The sequence below is a fragment of the Halomicrobium sp. IBSBa genome (assembly GCF_017612575.1).
Taxonomy (GTDB): Archaea; Halobacteriota; Halobacteria; order Halobacteriales; family Haloarculaceae; genus Halomicrobium.
This window is the reverse complement of sequence record NZ_JADPQC010000002.1, coordinates 157,917-180,437: the sequence shown is the minus strand read 5'-3', so window position 1 is coordinate 180,437 and position 22,521 is coordinate 157,917. Positions and strand designations below refer to the sequence as shown.

At 63.6% G+C, this 22,521-nt stretch carries 26 protein-coding genes and 1 tRNA gene; 13 read left to right on the top strand and 14 right to left on the bottom strand.

All coding sequences use genetic code 11. The features are described from left to right. Nucleotides 1–18 precede the first annotated feature (18 nt). The 6 genes from serB to IL252_RS07545 form a co-directional block, all read right to left on the bottom strand. On the bottom strand, nucleotides 19–651 hold the full coding sequence (serB, locus tag IL252_RS07570) for a phosphoserine phosphatase SerB (protein ID WP_153552001.1): 633 nt from the start codon (nucleotides 649–651) through the stop codon (nucleotides 19–21). Nucleotides 652–758: 107 nt separating this feature from the next. Then, complete coding sequence (locus IL252_RS07565) at nucleotides 759–1,163, bottom strand: PIN domain-containing protein (RefSeq protein WP_208627519.1); 405 nt, start codon at nucleotides 1,161–1,163, stop codon at nucleotides 759–761. Beyond that, nucleotides 1,163–1,390 carry an antitoxin VapB family protein gene (locus tag IL252_RS07560; protein ID WP_208627518.1) on the bottom strand — a complete coding sequence of 76 codons (228 nt, stop codon included), beginning with the start codon at nucleotides 1,388–1,390 and terminating at the stop codon, nucleotides 1,163–1,165. Before IL252_RS07560 ends, IL252_RS07565 begins: the two co-directional genes overlap by 1 nt. 73 nt (nucleotides 1,391–1,463) lie before the next feature. Further along, nucleotides 1,464–3,662, bottom strand: a complete 2,199-nt coding sequence (locus IL252_RS07555; protein WP_208627517.1) for an ATP-dependent DNA helicase — start codon at nucleotides 3,660–3,662, stop codon at nucleotides 1,464–1,466. 149 nt (nucleotides 3,663–3,811) lie between these two features. Beyond that, nucleotides 3,812–4,147, bottom strand: coding sequence for a hypothetical protein (locus IL252_RS07550; protein ID WP_208627516.1), 336 nt, complete (start codon nucleotides 4,145–4,147; stop codon nucleotides 3,812–3,814). A 198-nt stretch (nucleotides 4,148–4,345) separates the two neighbouring features. Beyond that, on the bottom strand, nucleotides 4,346–5,317 hold the full coding sequence (locus IL252_RS07545) for a cation diffusion facilitator family transporter (protein WP_208627515.1): 972 nt from the start codon (nucleotides 5,315–5,317) through the stop codon (nucleotides 4,346–4,348). Nucleotides 5,318–5,369: 52 nt separating this feature from the next. Here IL252_RS07545 and IL252_RS07540 point away from each other — a divergent pair, with 52 nt between their 5' ends. Continuing rightward, nucleotides 5,370–5,873, top strand: a complete 504-nt coding sequence (locus IL252_RS07540; RefSeq protein WP_170093056.1) for a metallophosphoesterase — start codon at nucleotides 5,370–5,372, stop codon at nucleotides 5,871–5,873. Nucleotides 5,874–6,025: 152 nt separating this feature from the next. Here the strand turns inward: IL252_RS07540 and IL252_RS07535 are convergent, their stop codons facing one another. Then, nucleotides 6,026–6,700 carry a winged helix-turn-helix domain-containing protein gene (locus IL252_RS07535; protein ID WP_208627514.1) on the bottom strand — a complete coding sequence of 225 codons (675 nt, stop codon included), beginning with the start codon at nucleotides 6,698–6,700 and terminating at the stop codon, nucleotides 6,026–6,028. Nucleotides 6,701–6,839: 139 nt separating this feature from the next. Between IL252_RS07535 and IL252_RS17730 the strand changes: the two genes are divergently transcribed. Together IL252_RS17730 and IL252_RS07530 are read left to right on the top strand one after the other, a co-directional pair. After that, entirely contained in the window at nucleotides 6,840–6,965 is a 126-nt protein-coding gene (locus IL252_RS17730) for a hypothetical protein (RefSeq protein WP_015761806.1), read from the top strand. 38 nt (nucleotides 6,966–7,003) lie between these two features. After that, nucleotides 7,004–8,095 (top strand): aminopeptidase, encoded by a 1,092-nt coding sequence (locus tag IL252_RS07530; protein WP_208627513.1) that lies wholly within the window; start codon nucleotides 7,004–7,006, stop codon nucleotides 8,093–8,095. Nucleotides 8,096–8,439: 344 nt separating this feature from the next. Here IL252_RS07530 and IL252_RS07525 read toward each other — a convergent pair. The 4 genes from IL252_RS07525 to IL252_RS07510 all read right to left on the bottom strand — a co-directional run bounded on the left by IL252_RS07525 (nucleotide 8,440) and on the right by IL252_RS07510 (nucleotide 11,449). Continuing rightward, nucleotides 8,440–8,543, bottom strand: a tRNA-Arg gene (locus IL252_RS07525). A 100-nt stretch (nucleotides 8,544–8,643) separates the two neighbouring features. Further along, nucleotides 8,644–8,937, bottom strand: coding sequence for a hypothetical protein (locus tag IL252_RS07520; protein WP_208627512.1), 294 nt, complete (start codon nucleotides 8,935–8,937; stop codon nucleotides 8,644–8,646). A gap of 29 nt (nucleotides 8,938–8,966) precedes the next feature. Further along, nucleotides 8,967–10,034 (bottom strand): DUF373 family protein, encoded by a 1,068-nt coding sequence (locus tag IL252_RS07515; RefSeq protein WP_208627511.1) that lies wholly within the window; start codon nucleotides 10,032–10,034, stop codon nucleotides 8,967–8,969. 638 nt (nucleotides 10,035–10,672) lie between these two features. Then, on the bottom strand, nucleotides 10,673–11,449 hold the full coding sequence (locus IL252_RS07510; RefSeq protein ID WP_208627510.1) for an IclR family transcriptional regulator: 777 nt from the start codon (nucleotides 11,447–11,449) through the stop codon (nucleotides 10,673–10,675). Between the two features lie 185 nt (nucleotides 11,450–11,634). On the opposite strand from IL252_RS07510, the gene IL252_RS07505 reads away from it, so the two are divergent. The 8 genes from IL252_RS07505 (at nucleotide 11,635) to IL252_RS07470 (ending at nucleotide 19,351) form a co-directional block, all read left to right on the top strand. Further along, nucleotides 11,635–12,735, top strand: coding sequence for an ABC transporter ATP-binding protein (locus IL252_RS07505; RefSeq protein WP_208627509.1), 1,101 nt, complete (start codon nucleotides 11,635–11,637; stop codon nucleotides 12,733–12,735). A gap of 2 nt (nucleotides 12,736–12,737) precedes the next feature. Further along, complete coding sequence (locus tag IL252_RS07500; RefSeq protein ID WP_208627508.1) at nucleotides 12,738–13,541, top strand: creatininase family protein; 804 nt, start codon at nucleotides 12,738–12,740, stop codon at nucleotides 13,539–13,541. 135 nt (nucleotides 13,542–13,676) lie between these two features. Next, entirely contained in the window at nucleotides 13,677–14,978 is a 1,302-nt protein-coding gene (locus tag IL252_RS07495; RefSeq protein WP_208627507.1) for a sugar ABC transporter substrate-binding protein, read from the top strand. 3 nt (nucleotides 14,979–14,981) lie between these two features. Beyond that, nucleotides 14,982–15,920: a carbohydrate ABC transporter permease gene (locus tag IL252_RS07490; protein WP_208627506.1), complete on the top strand. Its 939-nt coding sequence runs from the start codon at nucleotides 14,982–14,984 to the stop codon at nucleotides 15,918–15,920. Continuing rightward, entirely contained in the window at nucleotides 15,920–16,759 is an 840-nt protein-coding gene (locus tag IL252_RS07485; RefSeq protein ID WP_170095311.1) for a carbohydrate ABC transporter permease, read from the top strand. The genes IL252_RS07490 and IL252_RS07485 overlap by 1 nt, the downstream gene beginning before the upstream one ends. A gap of 68 nt (nucleotides 16,760–16,827) precedes the next feature. Continuing rightward, entirely contained in the window at nucleotides 16,828–17,997 is a 1,170-nt protein-coding gene (locus IL252_RS07480; protein ID WP_208627505.1) for a mandelate racemase/muconate lactonizing enzyme family protein, read from the top strand. A 96-nt stretch (nucleotides 17,998–18,093) separates the two neighbouring features. Beyond that, nucleotides 18,094–18,942, top strand: a complete 849-nt coding sequence (locus IL252_RS07475; RefSeq protein WP_208627504.1) for an SDR family NAD(P)-dependent oxidoreductase — start codon at nucleotides 18,094–18,096, stop codon at nucleotides 18,940–18,942. A gap of 31 nt (nucleotides 18,943–18,973) precedes the next feature. After that, nucleotides 18,974–19,351 (top strand): Rid family detoxifying hydrolase, encoded by a 378-nt coding sequence (locus IL252_RS07470; RefSeq protein ID WP_153552028.1) that lies wholly within the window; start codon nucleotides 18,974–18,976, stop codon nucleotides 19,349–19,351. Nucleotides 19,352–19,630: 279 nt separating this feature from the next. Here the strand turns inward: IL252_RS07470 and IL252_RS07465 are convergent, their stop codons facing one another. After that, nucleotides 19,631–19,780, bottom strand: coding sequence for a hypothetical protein (locus IL252_RS07465; RefSeq protein ID WP_244256929.1), 150 nt, complete (start codon nucleotides 19,778–19,780; stop codon nucleotides 19,631–19,633). 80 nt (nucleotides 19,781–19,860) lie between these two features. Here IL252_RS07465 and IL252_RS07460 point away from each other — a divergent pair, with 80 nt between their 5' ends. Next, nucleotides 19,861–20,892 (top strand): radical SAM protein, encoded by a 1,032-nt coding sequence (locus IL252_RS07460; protein WP_208627503.1) that lies wholly within the window; start codon nucleotides 19,861–19,863, stop codon nucleotides 20,890–20,892. 155 nt (nucleotides 20,893–21,047) lie between these two features. Here the strand turns inward: IL252_RS07460 and IL252_RS17725 are convergent, their stop codons facing one another. After that, nucleotides 21,048–21,170 carry a hypothetical protein gene (locus IL252_RS17725; RefSeq protein WP_279634282.1) on the bottom strand — a complete coding sequence of 41 codons (123 nt, stop codon included), beginning with the start codon at nucleotides 21,168–21,170 and terminating at the stop codon, nucleotides 21,048–21,050. A 165-nt stretch (nucleotides 21,171–21,335) separates the two neighbouring features. Here IL252_RS17725 and IL252_RS07455 point away from each other — a divergent pair, with 165 nt between their 5' ends. Then, nucleotides 21,336–21,566, top strand: a complete 231-nt coding sequence (locus tag IL252_RS07455; RefSeq protein WP_369334725.1) for a twin-arginine translocase TatA/TatE family subunit — start codon at nucleotides 21,336–21,338, stop codon at nucleotides 21,564–21,566. Between the two features lie 116 nt (nucleotides 21,567–21,682). Here the strand turns inward: IL252_RS07455 and IL252_RS07450 are convergent, their stop codons facing one another. After that, entirely contained in the window at nucleotides 21,683–22,249 is a 567-nt protein-coding gene (locus IL252_RS07450) for a hypothetical protein (protein ID WP_208627502.1), read from the bottom strand. Nucleotides 22,250–22,521 lie beyond the last annotated feature (272 nt).

Here is a 22,521-nt window from a genome sequence, read left to right as displayed (position 1 = left end):
CCGATACCAAACGAGGCCTTACAGCACGTCCTCGCCTTCCAGTAGATCGGCCAGTTCGTCCATCGTCTCGACGATCGTATCACACGAGGGCGCGACGGCCGGTTTCGGGTCGAAGCCGACGGCCAGTCCCGCCACTTCCAGCATCGGGAGGTCGTTTGCTCCGTCGCCGACGGCGATGGTGTCCGCTCGATCCTCGCCGACGATCGTCGTCACGATGTCTAAGGCGTCGTCTTTGGTCCCCTCGATGAGCGGCCCTTCGACCGCGCCGGTGAGTTCGCCGTCGACGATCGGCAGGCGGTTGGCGACGATGGCGTCGACCTCGACCCCCTCCGCTTCGAGTGCAGCTTCGACGCCGCGCTCGAAGCCGCCGGTGAGGATGCAGACGTAGACGCCCGCTTCCCGCAGGGCCTCGATCACGTCGGCCGCGCCCGGACGGAGTTGCACCTGCCCGAAGGCGTCGTCGGCCTGTCGCTCGCTGAGCCCCTCCAGCAGCGCACACCGCTGGTAGAGGCTCTCGGCGTACTCGATCTCGTCGTTCATCGCCCGCTCGGTGATCTCGGCCATGTCCTCGGCCGTGTCGTTCTGGTTGCCCAGCAGGACCGTCATCTCCGAATCGGAGAGCGTGCCGTCGAAGTCGAAGGCGACTAGCATTGCTCCGTTGTTCTGTGCGAAGGGTTTCAAAGGGTCTGGTTTCCGGTCGCAGAGATTGACCAACAGGATCGGTCGGAGAACGCCAGTGTTGGTTAAGCAGGCGGGGATCAGTATGGATCGTATTCGACAACGTCGATTACGTCACGGACGGAGTCCTTCCAGAAGTGGTTCTCGGCTGTGGCGAACCGACCACCGTGCTCGCGAGCGGATGCCGCGATGAGGGTGTCGGGATGGTCCGCGGGAACGCCGTGATCCAGCAGTTGCTCCTGTAGATCCGCGGCTTCCATGGCGGTCTGATTGGTCACTGGGAGGACGTCCATCGACGCCGTGACCGCGTCCCGGACCGTCGCCACGTCGCCGTCGATGTAGCCGTGGACGCTACCCATATACGCCTCGTACAGGCCGATCCCCGACACTGCCCAGGGTTCCGCCTCCAACCTCTGGAGAAAGCTCCGCGCCGCCTGTTTCCCGTCGAGGTAGTCACTCAGGAGGTTGTTGTCGAGGACGAGCATCACGAATCCTCGCCGATATCGTCGTCGATGCCGTCTCGCATCTGTGAGCGGAGGCGCTTCATGCCGTCTCTCGTGTCGGAGGGTGAATCAGACAGCGCCCCGAACCCGGCCCACTTGTCGTCTTCCGTCAGTCGCATGATCACGTCCTCGAAGCTCTCGTCCTCTCGTTTCAGGAGTGCGAGCCGTTCTTTGGCCTCCTCGGAGAGACGAATTGTCGTCCCGCCCATGTATGCGTATATGTATACAAAAACGCTGTCGCTCTGTTCGGATACCCGGTCACTCAGCCCCCTCGATAGTCGCTCAGGGCGTCGGCGGCGGGCCGTCGTAGCCGTTCACGTCCTGGTAGAAGTTTAGCATCGCGAACTTGAGCTTCTCGGGGTCGATGTCGATCATCTCGGCCCGTTCCTCGGGCGGGAAGGTCCCCCGCACCGCGTAGTCGTGCATCTCCATCTCGGCGGCCTCCGTGTAGCGTCGGTCGAGCAAGATTCGGACGCCGAAGTCGTCGGGCGAGCGAACGACGCGGCCAAGCGCCTGTCGGGTCTTGCGGATCGTCGGGATCTCGACGGCGTAGCGCCACCCGGCCTCCTCGTCGCCGCCGAAACTCGTCGCGTAGGCGTTCTGGACGGCGTCCATCCGGTCGTCGAGGTGGGGATAGGGGACGCCGACCACGACGACGGTGCGGGCGTCGTCGCCGTCGTAGCTCACGCCCTCGCCCAGCGTTCCCCACAGCGAGGTACAGAGCAGTGCGTCGTCCTGGTCGACGAACGACTCCCGGAGGTCTCGTGCCTGTGTCCCCGGTTCGTCGAGGTACTGCTTCCCGTCGACGTCGACTCGCTCGTGGTACCGTTCGGCCTCGGCGTAGCTCGGGAAGAAGGCCAGCGTGTTCCCGGGTGTCATCTGGGCGGCGTCTTCCAGCACGCCAGCGACGGCGTCCTGGGTCGCGGGGTCGTCGCGCTCGCTGGCGAACAGCGCGGGGCCGTCGACGGCGTAGGTCCGTCGGCGCTCCTCGGGGAACTGCTCGCCGTAGGCCATCGTCTCCGGGTCGGTCAGCCCGAGCACGTCCTGGGTCACGTCGAAGGGTCGCAACGTCGCGCTCATCAGCACCGACGCGTGCAGATCCGAGAAGAGGTCCCCGGTCACGTTCGAGGGGATGCAGGTGTACAGCTCCGCCCGGCCGTAGATGTCGCCGCTCTCTTCCCGGCGTCGGACACTCACCACGGGGTACTGTCCGAGGTCGTCGCTCTCTTCGAGCCACGCCGAGAGGAACTGGGCCGCCTGCAGGGTCTGGCACTCCTTGCGCGTATCGAGGTCGCCCTGCTTGAACGCCTCCTCGTACTGCTGGTCGAGTTCGCGCCCAAGATCGAGCGCCTGATCCAGTTCCTCGTGGAACCCCGGACCGCTGTACTCCTGCAGGAAGGCGAGTGTCAGCTCGTCTCGACGGTCGTCGTTGGCGATCGAGAGGTCGTGCCAGTGGTCCTCGACCTGCTCGCGCTCGCCGAAGCCGAAGGCGTCGTCGTAGGTCGTCCGCAGCGCCCGCAGGAACGTCGAGAGCACGTTGTGAGCGGCCTCGCTTCGCGCATCCTCGCTCTCGGCGAGTTCGTCGATCGCGCTCTCGACGGTCGTCTCGGTGAGGGTCCGACGGGCGTGGTCGCGGGCGGCGTTCTCGACGTTGTGGGCCTCGTCGAAGACGGCGACCACGTCTTCCGGGTCCCGACCGAGCCACCGAAAGAACTGCTCGCGGATCATCGGATCGAGCAGGTGGTGGTAGTTACAGACGACCAGATCGACGCCTTCGATGCCCTCCTTGAGCAGTTCGTAGCCACAGAGCCCGCGGTCGTGGGCGTACTCGTACACGTCGTCGGGCGTGCGAACGTCCTCGTACAGCCAGGCGTAGAACTCGGTCGTGTCGACGGTGAGATTCCGGTAGTAGTGATCGCAGATCGTCGCGTCGGTCTGTAGCTCTTCGAGTTCGTCCTCGACCGCCTGGAGCTCGTCCATGACGGCGTTGCGGGCCTCCAGCGCGTTCTCCTGACTGTCGTCGCCCAGAGCGTCGCCGTCGGCAGTAGCCTGGTCGAGTAGCTCGCTCTCCTGGCGTTCCAGTTCGGCTCGCTCCTGTTCTTTGTCGACCAGGTCTCGTGTGGTGTCCCGCAGCGCCTGACACTCCTCGTAGTCGACGCCGATGTGACACATCGACCCCTTCCCGCGGAAGACGACCGCGCGGATCGACTCCTGGGCGGTGATCGAGCGGGCGTCCGCGACGAACTGACGCATCTGCTGGTGGACGTTGGTCGTGATGACGACGGTCTTGTCTGCCTGCCGGGCGTACTCCAGTGCCGGCACCAGCGAGGCCAGCGTCTTGCCGGTCCCGCAGGCCCCCTCGAAGAGCACGTCACGACCGTCGGTCAGCGCGTCGTAGATGCCGCCCATCGCCTCGTGCTGGTGGTCGTAGGGCTCGTCGTAGGGGAAAAATCGCAGGTAGTCGTCGTCGGTCGTCGCCACGACACACTCTTGGCCGCTATCGGGCAAAAGGGTTCGGCCCTAGTAACGGATCGTGCTTCGTTTGACGCAGTGTGCTCGCTGGCGAAGGCCGTGACAGATCAGCAGTTGGTGATTGAAAGTATTTACCGCTCGCTCATCTTCGATAGTCGCTACAATGCAGCAGTGTCTCTGGATGATCGTTTGATTGTCCACAGAGTATAGCCAAATCCCGCAACGACAACGGAAAGGAGCAGGTAGGTGAACTGTCCACGCATCATTGCACCGGTAATGAGTGAGCCGAGTACCAACAAAACAACAGTATGCTCGTAGTTACTGCTCCGAAGCGAAACCGACATTGAGAGGATCCAGGCTGCAAGTACGAAGCCCCGTACGAGGTTCCCCTCGATGATTAGAAAGTATCCAAAGACGACTGCAGCTATTCCTGCTCCAATCACGTCTAGCGGTTCTATTTTTCGAACGTCCATATGGCTTACATGAATGCTCACGTACCTCAATCCTGCGGCAATAGACAAAGTGCTGTTCAGATAAGCGACCGAGCAATCCACTTTCGAGGCCTTCTCACCGAGGCATGAAGTCGCGCCTCCAAACAGTACACTCTTATCTCATACTGCCGGCTGTCACTTCGTGAATATCTCCGCCACCCCGGGGTGGCGAAATCATTCACAGATTTACAGCCGGTAGTATCAACTCTCCGGTTCGATGTAGATCCGCTGGATCCCCTCGTCGACCGCTCTGAGATCTTCCTGTAGCGTGGTGATATGCTCGTGGATCTCGTCGGTCGATAGGCCGTCCTCGAACGCCACGTCAGCGGTCAGCAGCACGTTCCGGGGACCGAAGTAGACGGTCCGGAAGTCCCTGATCTCTTCGACGCTTGCGTGGTCGGTGATGACCGAGCGCAACGCCGCTTCCTCGTCGGGCTGGAGGCTCTCGCCCAGCAGGAGCCGCTTGTTCTCCCAGGCCAGCGCCAGCGCGAAGCCCATCAGCATGATCCCGATCAGGAGTGCGGAAATCTGATCGAACACGGCGTTGCCGGTCGCCTGTTCGAGCGTGATCCCGACCAGTGCGATGACGATGCCAGCCAGTGCGATGGTGTCTTCGGTCAGGGCCGTCAGCGTCGTCACGTCACTGGTCTTGCGGAACGCCTCCTTGTAGCCCGCCCAGTCGTTGGCCTGCATCTGGCGCTGCATCTCCGCACGGGCTTTGTACAGCGCCCACGTCTCGAAGACGAATGCCCCGATCAGGACCGTGTAGTTGACCCAGACCGGTTCGAGCCACGCCGGCGGCGTGTAGGTGAAAAAGAGCAGGTCGACTGCCTCACCGGCGTGGCCGCCCCCACCGTGGCTGCCGCCCGTGAGCTGCTTCCAGCCGTGCTTTGCACTCTCCCAGCCGGCGATCCCGAAGAGCAACACCGAGACGAGGAAGCTGTAGAAGAACTGTGACTTGCCGTAGCCGAAGGGGTGTTGCTGGTCGGCGCTCCGTTCGCTGAAGCGAATGCCGATCAACAAGAACACCTGATTACCGGTGTCGGAGATGCTGTGGTACGTCTCGGACAGCATCGCAGCGCTCCCGGTCAGGAGGAACCCGAAGAATTTCAGAATCGCGATGGCACCGTTTGCGACCAGGGCGGCAAGGACGACCGACTTGCTTCCAGCCATTGCTTGGGACTCGTCTGGTCCCAACTAAGTGTTTCTGGAACGGAACTGCGGTATGCTCGCGATCATCTCGGACACGCACGGCACCGACGACCACCGACTCGGCGGCCGGACGCTTACGGCCGTCCGCGAGGCTGACACCGTAATCCACGCGGGCGATTTCACGACCGAAGCGGTGTACGACGCCATCACAGCCCAGGCGACCGAACTGGTCGCCGTCGCGGGCAACAACGAGGAGCCAGCGCTTCGGGACCGACTTCCCAGTACCGCGACCGTCGAGTGGCACGGGCTTCGCTTCGTCGTCGTCCACGGGCACGAACACTCGGCGACTGCGCTGTCGCTGCTCGCTCGGCAGGAGGCTGCCGACGTGGTAGTGGTCGGCCACTCACACCGGCCAGAACTGTCGGATACGTCTGAATGGCTGCTCGTCAATCCGGGAAGCTACGCCGATCCCCGCCGGTATCGGCCCGCACACGCCGAACTCGTGGACACTGGTGGAGCGTTGCGAGCGACGTTGTACGAGCCCGACGGAACAGTGATAACGGAGGTGTGCCAGTGACGGGGGCCAGCGTCGACGGAATCGTGTGCCAGTCTGGTTGTGGTCCGTCCGATGGGTCGACGCACACGTTAGTACACACCAGGGGTAAAAAGAGACGACGGTAAGACAAAGAGCCGTTTGACAGATCCACGCAGGTGGGTCAAGCGATCGTTTTACCGATCAACGTACCAGACTGCGAACACTGCGGCGAGGACGACACAGCCGCCCGCGAAAAACGCTGCCCCGGGTGGAACGGCGTTTACAGCCGCCTGCGCACCACTCTGTGCGACGGTGCCGCCGTCGGCTGCGACCTGTCCCGCGCTCTCTGTCACGCTCCCGGCAGAACCAGACGGCAGATAGCTGCTCCCCGGCTGTCCCGTGCCGGCACTCCCCTCCTGGACACCGCTTCCCAGCAGCGATCGACCCAGCAGCTCCTGGACGAACAGGCTGAGGACCCCCACGACGGCGACCCCGCCGAGCAGACTCGTCACGGCGCTGCGCAGTCCCGAGGTCTCCTGTTCGTCGCCCGCACAGATGACCAGCGGCTGGTCTGCGGGCGCGTACACGTCCATCTCTCGTCCCTTCTCGGAGTAGGCCGTGTCGGCGACCTCCACTGCACCGGCCGTTTCGAGCTTCTCCAGGTGGTACTGGGCGTTCTGGAGGGAGGTGTCGACGCGGTCGGCGAGTTCGCCAGGCGGGGCCGGCTCCTCGTGTAGCTCCGCGAGCAACTTCCGGGCGGTCGCCGCCGACAACGCCGAGAGCACGTCGTCGGCGTCATCACTGTCGACCGAGATCACCCGAGGGTCCGCGTCGGTGACTGCGGGGTCTTTCGAGGGGAGCAGTGACATGCATTCTGGGTACGTACTACGACCGTATGAGTCTTTACCATACATCAAAGAGCTATTTTACAGACGCAAAAACCGGTCGAGCGGCCCGATTTCCGGACGTGCCGAAACGACTTTGGTCGGCCGGCTACAACGGCCGGCCATGCCCGGTTGGGAAGTGTACGCGATACTGGCGGTCCTGCTCCTGTTGGTCTTTTTCCTCTACCTGATGGTTCGTCGAACGGTGACGGGGTTCAAAGAGGGGATCAAAGAGAGCCAGCGCAAGTAGACGAAAGTTGTTAGTTCACGCACTCGGTGGCTGTCGACATGGACCCACGTGTCCGCGAACACGCAGAGATCGTCGCAGACCACTCCGTCGAGCTGCAGGCCGGTGACAACGTCGTCATCGACGCCCACCCCGACGCGGCGGACCTCGTGACGGCGCTCCACGAGGTGCTAGCCGACCGCGGCGCGAACCCACTCACCGTCCAGGACCGCCTCGGTACCCGCTTCCGACGCGCGTACCTCCGCAACCACGACGGCGACTTCGAGACGCCGGCACACGTCCAGGCGCTGTACGACGAGATGGACGTGTACATCGCCATCCGCGGCGGCGGCAACGCCACCGAGACCAGCGACGTCGACCCCGAGACGACCGCCGCCTACCAGCAGGCCCAGCAACCGCTGCTCGACGAACGCCTCTCGAAGCGCTGGTGTCTCACCCAGTACCCCGCCCAGACCAACGCCCAGCTGGCCCAGCTCAGCACGGCGGGCTACGAGAACTTCGTCTGGGACGCAGTCAACAAAGACTGGGACGCCGTCCGCGAACACCAGTCCCAGATGGTCGAGATCCTCGACCCCGCCGACGAGGTCCGGATCGTCTCGGGCGACACCACCGACGTGACGATGAGCGTCGCCGGCAACCCGACGATCAACGACTACGGCGAGCGAAACCTCCCCGGCGGCGAGGTCTTTACCGCCCCCGTCGCCGACAGCGTCGAGGGCGAAGTCCTGTTCGACAAGCCCCTGTACCACCAGGGCCGGGAAGTGACGGACGCCTTCCTCGAATTCGAGGACGGCCGCGTCGTCGACCACAGCGCGTCGAAAAACGAGAGCGTGCTGACCGAGGTCCTCGACACCGACGAGGGCGCACGCCGACTGGGCGAACTCGGTATCGGGATGAACCGCGACATCGACCAGTTCACCTACAACATGCTGTTCGACGAGAAGATGGGCGATACCGTACACATGGCCGTCGGCCGCGCCTACGACGACACCGTCGGCGAGGACAACGAACAGAACCAGAGCGCCGTCCACGTCGACATGATCGTGGATATGTCGGAAGACTCGTACATCGAGGTGGACGGTGAGCGCGTCCAGGAAGATGGGACGTTCGTCTTCGAGGACAGCGAGATCTGAGTGATAGCGAGGTTGCTTGCGACCTCGAATTGTCGAACGGTAGACCCGCGAGCCAGCGACCGTCTCGAATCGGCAGTGGGTGTGTCGCGACCCGTGGGGACGGGCTCTAAAAGTGAGCATCCGCCGAGCGAAGCGAGGCGGTTCGCTCCGAGCGCGCCGCAGGCGCGACTCGGAGAGTCTTTTTTATCGACGTTTTTCAAGGAGTGGTGCGCGGAGCGCACCCGACGCAGAAAAAGGTCGACGGGCACGGTGGGATTCTCACCCGACTGCGAGACTCGCTTCGCTCGTCTCGCGCGGTTCGGAATCCCACGGAGCCGTTCCTGCTCACTGTCGTTCGCAGAGAACGGGCACGGTGGGATTCGAACCCACGACCGTCGGATCGCTTCCACCGTCACGGGCGTGACGGCGTTAGAAGTCCGACGCTCTATCCGGACTGAGCTACGTGCCCTCGTCGCCGCGTACTCCCCGGGCGGTCAAAAGCGGTACGACTCGGACTGGCGGTCGTCGCGTCGTCCGGGGTGGTGCCCAGCGACGGGCGGTCGGGCGTCTCACCCTTCCTGGTCGATGTCTTCTTCGGCTTCGTCGGGGTGGATCCCGATCGCGTTGGTGGTCTCGACGGCGGCCAGTCCGTCGATGGCACAGACGTCGTCGACCTGCTGGTGTGGGACGCGCACTTCGAGTTCGCCGAACTGGAGGCGGTGCTCGACGGTCGCGTCGGCGGCCCGGGCGGCCGCGGCGACGGCGTCGGGATCGGTCTCGTCGTCGGGTTCGAGGACCAGCCCGACGGATTCCCCGTCGATGGGGTCGTCCTGGATCGACCGGACGGCTCTGGAGACGTACATGCCGGCAGCCTGGCACGCCAGGCGCTTGACTACACCGGATCGGCTCCTTGCCAGCGGGTCTCGGCGATGGCGAACGCGAGCGTGCTGCCCAGGCCGAGCAGCGTGCCGGCGGTCAGTGCCACGGCCAGTTCCTCGATCGTGGCCTTGCCGAGGAAGTAGGCGCTGACGCCGTAGAGGACGGCCGCGATCGACAGCACGTAGAAGGGGGCGTTGAGGTAGCGCCACTCGAAGCTGTTCGAGAGGTACTTGTCGGTGACGCGGCCGAAGCTACTGGTGATGCCGGCGGCGGCGAACCACCGGACGGAGCCGAAGACGAGGCCGGCGATGGCTTCGGCGACCGATTCGATGGCCATCGACTCGATGGTCTGGACGCCTCTGACGCCGCCGATGATCATCAGTGCCGCCGCGACGACGTAGGTGATCACCGTCACGCGCCCGGTGTACAGTCCCGAGCGGATGCGGTCGACGGTCCGATCCAGCGTCTCCTCGGCACCGAGACCGCGCGCGAGGACGTACAGGCCAAGCAGACCGGAGATGATCCCGATGGCCGATCCCGGCAGTTCGAGGAAGTTCGCGAGGATCGCCAGCGGATAGATCAAGAGCAAGATGCCCAGCGGCACGAGGATCGTCCCGCGGGTCTCCGGGTCGTCGAGCACCTGCTTGATCGTGTAGTACATCGATTCGAGGTCCTGTGCCTGGCGGACGACCACGCGGTGGACGCCGTCGATGTGGATTCGCGAGCGGATCACGGGCACCACCGACTCGTCCTGGGCACCGTCGGTCACGAGCAGTGCGCGCACGTCTTCGCTGGCGGTCAGCGATGCGAGTACCGTGTCGACCTCCTCGCCGACGGCGCGGTTGGCTGCCACGTCGCTCCCGTCGACGCCGGTGACAGCTGCCACCTCGACGGCCTCGTCGTCGATGGAGTCGTAGAGGTGGACGCCCTCGAACAGCACGTTTACGTCGGAGTCTTCGGGGTCGGCAGTCGCCAGTTCGACTGCGGCCGACTCGACGGCGTCGCGGCCGACGACGGGTGTCTCACAATCCGTCTTGCGGCCGAGGTCGTCGTCGAGGTCGACACACAGTATCAGCAGCATCGAGCGGGAGTACGAGGGGGATCCGTATAATCACTTTTGTCGGCCGCCGTCGCTCTGCCCGCAGTCATCGTCTTCGGGGTCGGACACGCACACTGTCTCAGGCTCTGTTGACAGGGGGATACTGCAAGCACGGGTGTCGATTTCGTCGGTACAAGAGCCAAACAATGGGTCGTGTGGCTATCACGCAAAAGAGTAACTAGTCTTGTAGCGAAAAAACGACTATAGGCTGATGAAAAACTCAGATATGGGGCCACTATCGAAGATATGGGAGCAAAAAGCAAAATAGGGCCAATCCGATTAGAGATGCGTAAATTATGAACACGATTCCGGTGGTATAGTGGCACGTGTGGCTGGACTGCCAGTGTACCACTAAACAGACCCCTCGGCGGAACCAGGACCGCTCTCAGGGCACTGTGGCGGCGTGTGGCTGTTTGCTCGCCAACGCAAGATGGTGTCGTCGTTCCGTGGCCTCTCCTTTGACATCGTCAAAAAAGTGCCGTGTTTATTTCACACCAAATACAAGTCGATATCGCTCTCCGAAATGAATACGACGATAAATAACTCATCTAACGACGGTACCACTGTTAATTATATCTCATTGTCAACACGGCCGTTTACCATTGGTGGATAGCGGTCACTCATGCGGACTGGAGGTTAATCTCGACGACGTTTGCGGCCTGCACGACGCGCTCTGGAATCTCTGCCTCGAACTGTTGGCCCCGCAGTCTGCTCGTCGGTGCCGAGAGACTGATCGCTCCGCGAATCTGGCCCTCGTATCGGATCGGCGCACCGACGGCGCGCAACCCCGACATCTGCTCTTCGTCGTTCTGTGCGAACCCCTGCTGTCGGACGGCTTCGAACTCTTCGCGCAGTGACGCCTCGTCGGTCGTCGTCTGTGGCGTCCGCTCGGCGAACTCGTAGTTCGTGAGAATCTCGTCGCGCCGCTCTGGCGGTGTGTGGGCCAGGATCGCTTTGCCGGCGGCAGAGCAGTGGAGGTTCCTCCGGGGGTGGCCCTTGTTTTCTTCGTACAGCGTCTCCCCGACGGCATCTGAACCGAACCGCTCGTACAGCGGGATTTCGCGGCCGTGGCTCTCGACCACGAGGTGGCTGGCCTCACCGGTCTCCTGCGCCAATTCGTCGACCTCCGACTTGCCGACCCGGTAGAGCCGGGACTGGCTCCTGACGTACTCACCGAGTGGCACTGCGAACAGCCCGATGTGGTACTCTCCGTCCCTGCTTTGGATGTACCCCCGGTCTGCCATCGTCGCGAGGTAGGTGTGGGTCGTGCCCGGTGAGCGACCGATCCGGTCGGCGACTTCCGTCACCGTCGCCCCTCCCGAATCGCGTAACACTTCGAGGATGTCGAACGCCAGCTCCACCGACTGGATTCGTCGTGGCGTCCGGTCGTTCGTCATGTTACTCTATACCACTTCACCGGTTGTAAAGTTTGTCATTGTCAAATATGTGTTTGTCGGTAGATCTCATGCGGCGACAGGCGGATTTCCTCCCGTTTCGCCGCGTGCTGGCACGTACGCGGCCGCTCACCGGAACCCGCCGATAGATTTTTTAACCATAGTAACGCAGGGTGGTGTACGTCGCCATGAGCAAGGTACGTCTCTCTGATGTCACAAAGGTGTACGACGATCTTCTAGCGGTCAAGGAGATCGATTTCACCGTCCGGGACGGGGAATTCCTCGTGATGGTCGGTCCGTCCGGCTGTGGGAAGTCCACGACGCTCCGGATGATCGCGGGGCTCGAAACGATCACCTCGGGCGAGATCGAGATCGGCAACCAGGTCGTCAACGATGTCCGGCCACAGGACCGCAACATCGCGATGGTGTTCCAGAACTACGCGCTGTATCCCCACATGAGCGTTCGGGAAAACATGTCCTTCGGGCTGCGTCTCTCCGATGAGTACGAGGACGCCGAGATCGACGAGCGGGTGAACGACGCCGCCGATCTCCTCGAAATTCCGGAGCTGCTCGATCAGCTCCCCAAGCAACTCTCTGGCGGCCAGCAGCAGCGCGTGGCGCTGGGACGCTCCATCGTCCGAGACCCCGACGTGTTCCTGATGGACGAGCCGCTCTCGAATCTCGACGCCAAGCTGCGGACCCAGATGCGCACCGAACTCCAGCGCATCCAGGAGGAACTGGGCGTGACGACGATCTACGTCACCCACGATCAGACCGAAGCGATGACGATGGGCGACCGCATCGCCATCCTCAACGACGGCGAACTCCAGCAGATCGCCGAGCCGGAGGTGTGTTACGACCGCCCGAACAACAAGTTCGTCGCGGGCTTCATCGGCTCGCCGAGCATGAACTTCTTCGAGGTCGACGTGACCGAAAGCGGCGACGGCGTCCACCTCTCGGGCAACGGGTTCGAGACGACGCTCGGGGTGTCTCTCGACGACGGTGCCTACACCCTCGGCGTCCGCCCCGAGGACCTGACTGTCGGCACCGACGACGCCCACCTCGAAGCCGTCGTCGACGTCGTCGAGCCGATGGGCTCGGACAACTTCCTCTATCTGCACCCGCCCGAGGGCGACGGCGAGATCATCGCTCGCGTCGACAGCGAGTACCACCCCGATCCCGGTGAGACGGTTGCGCTGGGCTTCGACATCGAGGACATCCACTTCTTCGACGAGACGGGCGATCGCGTCCCGATCGACGACGAACCCGAAGCGATCCCGACAGCCTGATCATGCTCTACGATTCAATCGGCGCGACCGACAGCGAGTGGGCCGGCAAGCCGTACGCCGAGATTCGCGAGGTCGCCGACAGCGACGGCTCCGTCCTCGTCGTCCCGGTGGGGAGCATCGAACAGCACGGCCACCACCTCCCGGTCGCGACAGACACCATCCTCGTCGACGCGGTCGTCCACGGTGGCACCGAACAGACGGGCGACGACGTTCCCGTCCTCGTGACCCCGACGGTCTGGACGGGCTTCTCGCCCCACCACCTCTCGTTCGGTGGGACGCTGTCGCTGGAGCTCGACCACCTCCGTGCGGTGCTCGAAGACGTGGCGCTGACTGGCATCCAGAACGGCTTCGACGCCGTCTGTTTCGTCAACGGCCACGGCGGCAACGCGGCGCTCGTCGACGCCGTCGTCAGCACCGTCGGCACCGAGACCGACGCCGAGGTCCTCGGGACGACGTACTTCACGCTGGCCACCGACGAGGTGGGAGCGCTGCGAGACAGCGAGGACGGCGGGATGGCCCACGGCGGCGAGTACGAGACTTCGCTGATGCTCCACCTGCGGCCCGATCTCGTCGCTGACGCCGCGAAGCGCGAGGGCACTCTCTGGGACGAACACTACGAGTGGAGCGGCGGCGACCTTCTGGATGGCGGTCCAGTCTCGGTGTATCGGTCCTTCGACGAGTACTCCGAGTCGGGTGCCATCGGCGCGCCGGAACTCGCCAGCGCCGAGAAGGGGGCTCGAATCTACGACGCCGTCACGAGCGAACTCGCCGCCTTGCTGGTCGCGATCCACGAACACAACGCGTGACCGATTGTTGGCCGTTGTTTTTAATAATCGACCCTGATAAATCGGCGGATTTATATACTATCGAGTGAACAATGCTGTCAGATGCCGAGCGAACAACCAGACTCACTTTCCGACGGACGTATCGACCGACGACGAATGCTCGAAGCCATCGGTGCCGGCGGCCTCATCGCCATCTCCGGCTGTATGGGCGACGGCGGCGGTGACGGCGGCGATGGCGGCGACGGCGGAGACGGCGGCGACGGTGGAAGCGACGGCGGAGACGGCGGCGACCAGCAGACCATCCAGTTCCTGACGATGGGGGTCGGCGACAACATCGCCGAGTTCTTCGAGAAGAACAACGCGGCCTTCGAAGAGGAGTACGGCGTCACGCTGGACTTCACGAGCGTCACCTGGGACAACGCCCAGCAGACGGTCAACAACCGCGTCGACGGCGGCGAGGCACCCGACGTGGCTCGCTGGCCGGCCCGCTGGATCCCCCAGCTCGTCGGCAAGGAAGCGCTCGTCCCCATCACCGACATGATGGAAGGCGAGTTCGGCGACCAGTTCTACCAGGGTATGGCCGACGGCTGTACGTACCAGGGCGAGTACTACGCCGCTCCGTGGGCTGCCTCGAACAAGTGCTTCTACTACAACAAGGACGTGTTCGAGGCGGCGGGCCTCGACCCGGAGGACCCCCAGCTCGACACCTGGGACGACATGCTCTCGGCGGCCCAGACGATCACCGAGGAGACCGACACCCCCGCACTGGGACTGGCCGGTGCCGACGCCATCGAGACCGGCTCGCAGTACTACCACTACCACTGGTCTCACGGCGCGGACCTGATCGACGACGAGGGCCAGCCGGTCGTCAACTCCGACGAGGGCGTCGAGGCGCTGAGCTTCTACTCGGACCTGCACCTCGAACACGGCGTCACCCAGTCCTCGCCGCTGTCCTCGACGCGCCAGGACATCCGCCAGCTGTTCGAGTCGGGCTCGCTGGGCATGGTCATCGCCCACGTCTACACGGGAATCAACATCGACGACAGCGACGCCGACTTCGACTACGGCATCGCACAGGTGCCCGAGGGGCCCGCTGGCCGCTACAGCCTGAACACCATCGACGGCGTCTCGATCTTCGCCCAGACCGAGGTCGAGGACCTCGCGAAGGACCTGCTGCGGTTCTACTTCGACGAGGACCGCCACTTCGAGTACGCGAGCAGCAAGGGGTTCATGCCGACGGTCGAGGCGGTCGGCGAGCGTGACTACTTCCAGGACTCGGAGAACTGGGCACCGTTCATCGAGGCCGGTCAGTACGCCCGTGCTCGGCCGAAGCTCTCGAACTTCAACGAGTTCAACAACCGCATGGTCCAGGCGATCCAGGAAGCGCTGGGCGACCAGAAGTCCCCCCAGCAGGCACTGGACGACGCACAGGCGGACCTCGAAGAACTGATGCAATAACAGATGGGCGTCGCAGAAGAGTACACGGAGTCGCCGGCCGACTCCCGTTTCGAACGGGGACTGCAGTACCTGTGGAAACACAGACAGGCGTACCTCCTGATCGCGCCGGCCGCGATCTTCCTGCTGAGCGTCGTCGGATGGCCGATCCTGGAGACGTTCCGGCTGTCTTTTTACGAGTCGCCGTCCGACTCGACGATCGAGACGTACGTCGGCTTCCAGCACTACGTGGAGATCTTCCAGAGCGACATCTTCTACCAGTTGCTCTGGCAGACCGGCCGCTGGGTGCTGGTCGGCGTCGCCGGCAAGGCGCTGCTGGGCCTGCTGATCGCAGTTCACCTCAAGGGTGACATCAAGGGCCGGAAGTTCTTCCGGACGGCGTTTCTCATCCCGTGGGGGATTCCCTACGCGATCTCGGCGGTCGTCTTCCGCTGGATCGAGCACCCCCAGTACGGCTACCTCAACGCGATCCTGATCAAGCTGGGCGTGATCGACCAGGGGATCGGCCTCCTCGGCAATCCGGATCTCGCCTGGCTCGGCGTCGTCGTGGCCGACATCTGGATCGGGACGCCGTTCATGGCGATCATCTTCCTTGCGGGGCTCCAGTCGATCCCCGAGGAGCTGTACGAAGCCGCAGCCATCGACGGCGCGGAGAAGTGGGAGCAGTTCCGCTACATCACGATCCCACAGCTCAAGAGCGTCATCCTGATCGCGACGCTGCTGTCGACGATCTGGACGTTCGTCAGCTTCGACACCATCTGGACGATGACCGGCGGCGGGCCGATCAACACCACGTCCACGCTCGTGATCTGGATCTACCAGGTCGGGCTGCAAAACGGGAACCTCGGCCGGGGCGCGGCCTACAGCGTCGTCGGGTTCCTGTTCCTGCTGGTGTTTGCCGTTGTCTACCTGCGGATCTACACCAGCGGAGGTGACGAACTATGATGGCCGGCCAGGAGCGCAGCCAGCTCCGCAAAGTTCGCCTCTACGGCGTGTTGATCGCGCTGCTGGGGATCATGATGTTCCCCTTCTACGCGATGTTCTCCAGTACGCTCAAACAGGAGTCGGAGATCTTCTCCAGTCCGGCGACGCTGTTCCCCGCGGACCCGTCTTTCCAGTCCTATCTGGCCGTCTGGGGCCAGACCGACGTGTTGCTGTGGGTCGGTAACAGCTTCCTCATCTCGCTGGGCACCGTCGCGCTGACGCTGTTGTTGGCGATCCCGGCGGCGTACTCCTGTGCGCGAAACGACTTCGTCGGCAAGCGATCGTTCCTGCTGGCGGTCCTCGTCGTGCAGATGTTCGCGCCGGTGGTGCTGATCGTCGGCCTGTTCGACGTCATCACCCAGTTCGGGATCTACAACACGTACCTCGCGGTGATCATCCCGGCGGCCGCGTTCACGCTGCCGTTCAACGTCTGGATGCTGTACGGGTACTTCCAGACGATACCGGAGTCACTGGAGGAGTCGGCCCGGATCGACGGGGCCAGCCAGCGACAGATCCTCACCAAGATCGTGCTCCCGCTGACCAAGCCCGCGCTGGTCGCGAGCATCACCTACACGTTCCTCTACGCGTGGAACCGACTGCTGTTCGTGCTCACCTTCCTCACCGACGCGGGGAAGTACAACATCCCACGCGGGGTGTTCTCGATGGTCGGGGCACTCCAGACCGACTGGCGGATGATGCTGACGGTCTCCGTGATCGGCATCCTGCCGCTGTTGGTCCTGTTTGCCTTCCTCGAGGAGTACATCGTCGCGGGCATGACTGCGGGCGCGGTCAAGGAGTAACGTCCCCACCCTTTCTCTCCTCGGCCAGAGCCGATACGTTCATTGTGGCTCCGCTGGCACACGTGAGCATGGAGATCACCGACGTGACAGCGACGACTGTCGACGTACCGCTGGTGGACCTCGACGAACGTCTCGGGATCGGTCCGTACGTGACCAACCACGGCCGCGTCGAATCGATGGAACGTGTCCTCGTCCGCGTGGACACCGACGAGGGCATCGCCGGCTGGGGCGAGATGCGGACCTTCCTCTCACCGGCGGCCACGGAGTCGATCATCGAAGACGGAATCGGCCCGCTGATCGAAGGCCAGTCGCCGTTCGAGGTCGAACGGCTCCGCCGACAGGTGTTCATCGAGTACACCAACATCGAACTGTTCTTCGCCGCCGTCGAGACGGCCTGCTGGGACATCGCCGGCAAGGCGCTCGACAAGCCGGTCTTCGAACTGCTCGGTGGGGCGACCGCACCGTACCAGACGACCGCGATGAACGCCGCCGCTGGCGGTGCCGACGCCGCCGACGACCGCGCGGTCGAGTTCGCCTTCTGCCTGGGTATCCTCTCGCCCGAAGAGTCTCGCGTGAAGGCCCAGGAGGCCCTCGACGCCGGCTTCTCCGTCCTCAAGACCAAGGCCGGCCGTGACTGGCAACAGGACGTGGCCCGCATCCAGGCGATGCACGACGAGGTCGACGGGCAACTGGAGTTCCGACTCGACCCCAATCAGGGCTGGTCGCTCGATCAGGCGGTCCGCGTCGGGGCCGCACTCGAAGAGTCCGGCATCTTCCTGCAGTACATGGAACAGCCCATCCGCGTCAACGCCCACGACTCGCTGGCGGCGCTGCGCCAGCGTCTGCGCCAGCCGATCGCCCCCAACGAGGACACGTACATCCCCAACAACCTCCGCTCGCTCGTCGAGGCCGGCGCGATGGACGTGGCGGTCCTCGATCTGACTCCCGCGGGCGGCATCGCGGGACTGCGCCAGCAGGCGGCCATCGTCGAGGACGCCGGTGTCCCCTACACGCACCACTGCGCGTTCGACCTCGGGATCCGGACGGCCGCGATCTTGCACGCGGTCCACGGGATCCCCGGATTCTCCCTCCCGCCGGACACGACCTACTACGGCTGGGAAGACGACGTTATCGCGGACCCCTTCACCGTCGAGGAGGGCCGGATGACCGTGCCGGACGACCCCGGCCTCGGGATCGACGTCGATCTCGACACCGTCGAGGAGTACCGCGTCCGATAGCTGTCGTCGTCGACAGATCGTCGTTCGCTCTGCTCTCGTCGCGGCCCGCCGCCGGGGGGAACCTTCTTGGGACCCGCGACCGTGTATCGGATCGATATGATCGAGTTGTCCCTCGCGGACCGACCAGCGATAGTGACCGGCGCGTCACGAGGCATCGGGCGACAGATCGCCGCGACCTTCGCCGAGGCCGGCGGCGACGTCGCGATCTGCTCGCGATCCTACGAAGACGTGGCTCCGGTCGCCGAACAGCTCACGGCAGACCACGACGGTCGGGTCGTCCCCGTCGAGTGTGACGTTACCGACCCCGACGCGGTGCGGGATCTCGTCGACGTCGCGATCGAGGAGTTCGGCGATCTGCGCGTGCTCGTCAACAACGCCGGGGGTGCCGCCGAGTCGGCGGATCTGCTCCACCGCTGTGACGAGGAGACCTTCGAGTGGATGCTCGAACTCAACCTGAAGGGCCCCTATCTGCTGGCTCGGGAGGCGCTGCCGGCGATGACTGCGGCCGGCGGCGGCTCGATGGTCCACGTCGGCTCGGTCAACGGGCTGTTCGGCATCGGGCTCTCGGGCTACTCCGAGGCCAAGAGCGGACTGTTGGCGCTCTCGCGCAACATCGCGACCCACTACGGCCAGTACGGCGTCCGATCGAACGTCCTCTCGGCGGGCACGATCGAGACCGAGAGCCGCGAGAAGGAGATGGAAAACACCGACGAGCGGGCCGCAGAGACGAGCGCCCGAGATCGCTGGCTCGACCAGTACCCGCTGGGTCGGTTCGGTCGTCCCGACGAGGTCGCCGACACCGCGCTCTTCCTGGCCTCGGAGCGGTCCGGCTTCATCACCGGCGAGAACATCGTCGTCGACGGCGGGCTCACGAGCGGCCTCCCGATGTCTTTCGAGAACGAGATATACCAGGCCGACGAGCCCCCGAGCAGACGAGATCGATAGATTCAATGTCGCGTTGTGACTGGCTTCTGGTATGCGAGAAATCCATACGGACGACGCACCGAGCGCGATCGGACCGTTCTCACAGGCGATGCAGGACGGCGACCGCATCTACGTCTCCGGCCAGGGGCCGGTCGATCCCGAGAGCGGCGAGGTCGTCTCCGAGGACATCAAAGAGCAGACCGCACAGACCCTCGAAAATCTGGAGACGATCCTGGAGGCCGCCGACGCGTCGCTCGACGACGTGCTGAAGACGAACGTCTACGTCACCAACATGGACAACTACGACGCGGTCAACGAAGTGTACGCCGAGTACATGTCCGAGCCGTACCCGGCCCGCGCGGCCATGGAAGTGTCCCGCCTCCCAATCGACATCGGCGTCGAGATCGAACTCGTCGCTCGTAGCGAGTAACGCGGCCCGCGACGCCGTCACGCTCGACCGTTTTCTGCGACACTCGCGGTAGAGGAACCTGAACATTCTCTCGATGTTGTCGTACCCACCTCCCTGCATTTGGAGGCAACCTATTCTACGTGCAAATCGTTATACTGTCATCAAACTACCAAAATCCGGCTACAAATAAGTCGATATCTAACCATATATGCGGTATGAGTATAGATATCGACCTATCGAACGGTACTGTGCTGCGTTTTCGACCGTAACTCTGCTCGACAGCGGTGACAGGCGGCAGTCTCAGCGGACGTGTCCCGGATCGACCGGCCGCGGTTCGGGCGGCTCCGGAGCGTTCCCGAGACGGAGGACCAACACTCCGACGGGGACGAGCAAGACTGCGCCGACGACGAACGGCGACCAGTAGCCCACCACGGTGTAGAGTCCGCCCATCACGAGTGAGCACGGGACCGAGGCGCTGCGATCGCGTTTCGGACGCTTTTTGCCGCTGGACGAACAAGACCGGACACTGAATGATCTCCAAGGGCTGTGAACAGTGTGCCGAGGGCGGGAAGATGGTCATGTTCGTCTACGGCTACTGTGACCAGCGCGATTGCTTCTACTGTCCGCTGGGCGAGAACCGGAAGAACGTCGACCAGGTGTACGCAAACGAGCGCCCCGTCGAGTCCGACGAGGACGTGATCGCCGAGGCGAAACTGATGGACGCGCTGGGGACCTCCATCACGGGTGGCGAGCCCCAGGAGGCGCTGGACCGAACGTGTCACTACCTCGAACTGCTGAAAGACGAGTTCGGCGAGGACCACCACACGCACCTCTATACGGGGATCACGGGCGGGCGCGAGAACATGCGCCGCCTCAGCGAGGCCGGCCTCGACGAGATCCGCTTTCACCCGCCCCTCGAACAGTGGGGCGACTTGCATGGCACCGAGTGGGAGGAGATCCTCTACATCGCACGCGAGGAGGGGCTCACGCCGGCTTTCGAGATCCCAGGCATCCGCGCCGAGGAGGAGTTCCTCGACTTTCTCGACGAGGGCGCGGCGGAGTTCTGCAACATCAACGAGTTCGAGATGTCCGACGGGAACTTCCGGCGGATGCAAGAGGAGGGCTTCGAGCGCAAGGAAGGCCACATGAGCGCCGTCGAAGGCAGCCACGAGATCCTGGAGACGATGGGCGACCACGAGAAGGTCTACTTCTGTACCTCCGTGTTCAAAGACGCCGCCCAGCACCGCTCTCGGATGAAGCGCATGGCCCGCAACATCGGCCGCGAGTTCGACGAGATCACCGACGACGGCACGCTCGTCTACGGCAAGACCTGGGTCGGCGAGGATCGCCTGCAGGAACTGGGCGTGCCCGATGAGTTCTACGCCGTGAAATCGGAGCACGTCGAACTCGCCTGGTGGCTCCTCGAGGAGATGGTCGAGGACGGCGACGTGCCCAACGGCGAGATCGTCGAACAGCACCCGACCTACGACGGCACCGTCGTCGAACGGACGCCGCTGTCGTCGGGGCAGTCGGGAAGCGGGCAGTCGGCGGCTGGAGACTGAGTCTGTCCGGCGACGGAGTCGCCGGTTCCTTGCAGCCGAGTGTAACGAGGCTGCAGCCTTTTTAGCGTAGATTTTTGCGCCGAGCGGTTCGCCGCAGTGAGCGAAGCGAACGAGGAAACCCGAGGCGGAAAAAGGTACTCGCGGCAACACCCGACCTACGACGGCACCGTCGTCGAGCGAACGCCGCTGTCGTCGGGGCAGTCGGGAAGCGGGCAGTCGGCGACTGGAGACTGAGCATCCACGCGAGCGAAGCGAGCGCGGTTCGCCGGACCGAGCATAGCGAAGTCCGGTTTCTTTCGCCCACATTTTCCAAGGGGGTGCCCGAAGCGAGGACACCTCTGCAGGAAAACGTGGGCGGTAACGCGTCGTTGAGCGGGATCGAACGCGCCGAAGAAGAACTGTACGGCTGTCATACTCATGCCTCTGGCCACCCCAGAGGGGGTATGGAACTGGTAACACCACTGTTCGTCGGCATGCCTGGTACCATGGAACTGTTCGTAATCCTCATGATCGCGATCCTCCTGTTCGGCGCGAACAAGCTGCCCGAACTCGCCCGGTCGTCCGGCCAGGCCATGGGCGAGTTCAAGAAAGGGCGCGACGAGATCGAACGCGACCTGCGTGTGGCGACCGCCGCCGAGTCGGACCTCGAGGAGGAAGTCACGGAATCGGCGTGATCGGCCATCGGGGAGAGGACGGAGACACGCGCTGTTCGGACTCCCGGCTGTCCGTCTGTGATCAATCTTGCAGTCCCGGGGTCGTGACTGTCTCGGCCCAGTCACAGCCGACGGTATCAACCGTCGTCGGCTTCTGTCGCGAGTGACCGCGGTCGTTTCTTCATCGTCAGCTCTGGCGGTGCCACGGATGCCCGCCTGGCGAGCCGCCAGCGACCCAGCGCGTGGCTCACCGCGACGAGGGAGAACGTGAGGGCACCGAGGAGCGCGTAGTCGAACCCTCCGAGCGGCAGGAACGACAGCAAGCCGGCAGCGGCGGCGCTCGTCACCCCCAGCAGGAGAGTGCTCAGCGCGAGCGACCAGCGTTGCCAGGGGAATCGGTCGCGGTCCCGCGAGCGAAAGTAGACGTCGAAGTTCCCGAGGACGTCTGTCGCCGCGACCGTGCCACGGTCGCGGTCGACGACGCCGCGCTGTTGCATCTTCGGGAGGTGTGTCTGATGGAGTGCCGTGTACAGTCGCTTGCGTTCTTTCGGTCGAACTGCAGACCGGTCCACCCCGTTCTCCCAGGCAGCCAATTGCTCCGAGAGGTCACGGACCGTCGCGGTTGATTCTATCTCGTACAGGTAGAACAGGACGTAGCGGCGACGGCGGTTGCTCAGAATCTCGAACACGGTTTCCGTCGACATCGTCTCCACCCGACCTGCGCGTATCTGCTTCACCTTTGTTCCCTTCCGTGTGTCTGTTCAGACCGCCACCTAATAAACACTAACTACTATGATATATTTACCACTCTATAGTAACTATTGTATGGCTATCACACGGTATAGTGGCTCTATACCGTGTAATGGCGGTATCTGGTATCGAGTGGCTGTCGAAACTCACAAAAATCAAATCTGATACTTCTACACGATAAGTGACACCACGTGTCCGGTTCACCCGTGGCACAGTCTCTCGTCGG

What these genes read in the sequence shown, in the direction of transcription:
- IL252_RS07535 (WP_208627514.1), bottom strand. Translation starts at nt 6,700, where the DNA reads ATGTCACTGCTCCCCTCGAAAGACCCCGCAGTCACCGACGCGGACCCT.
- IL252_RS07500 (WP_208627508.1), top strand. Translation starts at nt 12,738, where the DNA reads ATGCTCTACGATTCAATCGGCGCGACCGACAGCGAGTGGGCCGGCAAG.
- IL252_RS07485 (WP_170095311.1), top strand. Translation starts at nt 15,920, where the DNA reads ATGGCCGGCCAGGAGCGCAGCCAGCTCCGCAAAGTTCGCCTCTACGGC.
- IL252_RS07475 (WP_208627504.1), top strand. Translation starts at nt 18,094, where the DNA reads ATGATCGAGTTGTCCCTCGCGGACCGACCAGCGATAGTGACCGGCGCG.
- IL252_RS07450 (WP_208627502.1), bottom strand. Translation starts at nt 22,249, where the DNA reads ATGTCGACGGAAACCGTGTTCGAGATTCTGAGCAACCGCCGTCGCCGC.
- IL252_RS07545 (WP_208627515.1), bottom strand. Translation starts at nt 5,317, where the DNA reads ATGGCTGGAAGCAAGTCGGTCGTCCTTGCCGCCCTGGTCGCAAACGGT.
- IL252_RS07495 (WP_208627507.1), top strand. Translation starts at nt 13,677, where the DNA reads ATGCTCGAAGCCATCGGTGCCGGCGGCCTCATCGCCATCTCCGGCTGT.
- IL252_RS07515 (WP_208627511.1), bottom strand. Translation starts at nt 10,034, where the DNA reads ATGCTGCTGATACTGTGTGTCGACCTCGACGACGACCTCGGCCGCAAG.
- IL252_RS07520 (WP_208627512.1), bottom strand. Translation starts at nt 8,937, where the DNA reads ATGTACGTCTCCAGAGCCGTCCGGTCGATCCAGGACGACCCCATCGAC.
- IL252_RS07560 (WP_208627518.1), bottom strand. Translation starts at nt 1,390, where the DNA reads ATGGGCGGGACGACAATTCGTCTCTCCGAGGAGGCCAAAGAACGGCTC.
- IL252_RS07505 (WP_208627509.1), top strand. Translation starts at nt 11,635, where the DNA reads ATGAGCAAGGTACGTCTCTCTGATGTCACAAAGGTGTACGACGATCTT.
- IL252_RS07480 (WP_208627505.1), top strand. Translation starts at nt 16,828, where the DNA reads ATGGAGATCACCGACGTGACAGCGACGACTGTCGACGTACCGCTGGTG.
- IL252_RS07490 (WP_208627506.1), top strand. Translation starts at nt 14,982, where the DNA reads ATGGGCGTCGCAGAAGAGTACACGGAGTCGCCGGCCGACTCCCGTTTC.
- IL252_RS07455 (WP_369334725.1), top strand. Translation starts at nt 21,336, where the DNA reads ATGGAACTGGTAACACCACTGTTCGTCGGCATGCCTGGTACCATGGAA.
- IL252_RS17725 (WP_279634282.1), bottom strand. Translation starts at nt 21,170, where the DNA reads ATGCTCGGTCCGGCGAACCGCGCTCGCTTCGCTCGCGTGGATGCTCAG.
- IL252_RS07470 (WP_153552028.1), top strand. Translation starts at nt 18,974, where the DNA reads ATGCGAGAAATCCATACGGACGACGCACCGAGCGCGATCGGACCGTTC.
- IL252_RS07565 (WP_208627519.1), bottom strand. Translation starts at nt 1,163, where the DNA reads ATGCTCGTCCTCGACAACAACCTCCTGAGTGACTACCTCGACGGGAAA.
- IL252_RS07510 (WP_208627510.1), bottom strand. Translation starts at nt 11,449, where the DNA reads ATGACGAACGACCGGACGCCACGACGAATCCAGTCGGTGGAGCTGGCG.
- IL252_RS07530 (WP_208627513.1), top strand. Translation starts at nt 7,004, where the DNA reads ATGGACCCACGTGTCCGCGAACACGCAGAGATCGTCGCAGACCACTCC.
- IL252_RS07460 (WP_208627503.1), top strand. Translation starts at nt 19,861, where the DNA reads ATGATCTCCAAGGGCTGTGAACAGTGTGCCGAGGGCGGGAAGATGGTC.
- IL252_RS07465 (WP_244256929.1), bottom strand. Translation starts at nt 19,780, where the DNA reads ATGGGCGGACTCTACACCGTGGTGGGCTACTGGTCGCCGTTCGTCGTC.
- IL252_RS17730 (WP_015761806.1), top strand. Translation starts at nt 6,840, where the DNA reads ATGCCCGGTTGGGAAGTGTACGCGATACTGGCGGTCCTGCTCCTGTTG.
- IL252_RS07540 (WP_170093056.1), top strand. Translation starts at nt 5,370, where the DNA reads ATGCTCGCGATCATCTCGGACACGCACGGCACCGACGACCACCGACTC.
- serB (WP_153552001.1), bottom strand. Translation starts at nt 651, where the DNA reads ATGCTAGTCGCCTTCGACTTCGACGGCACGCTCTCCGATTCGGAGATG.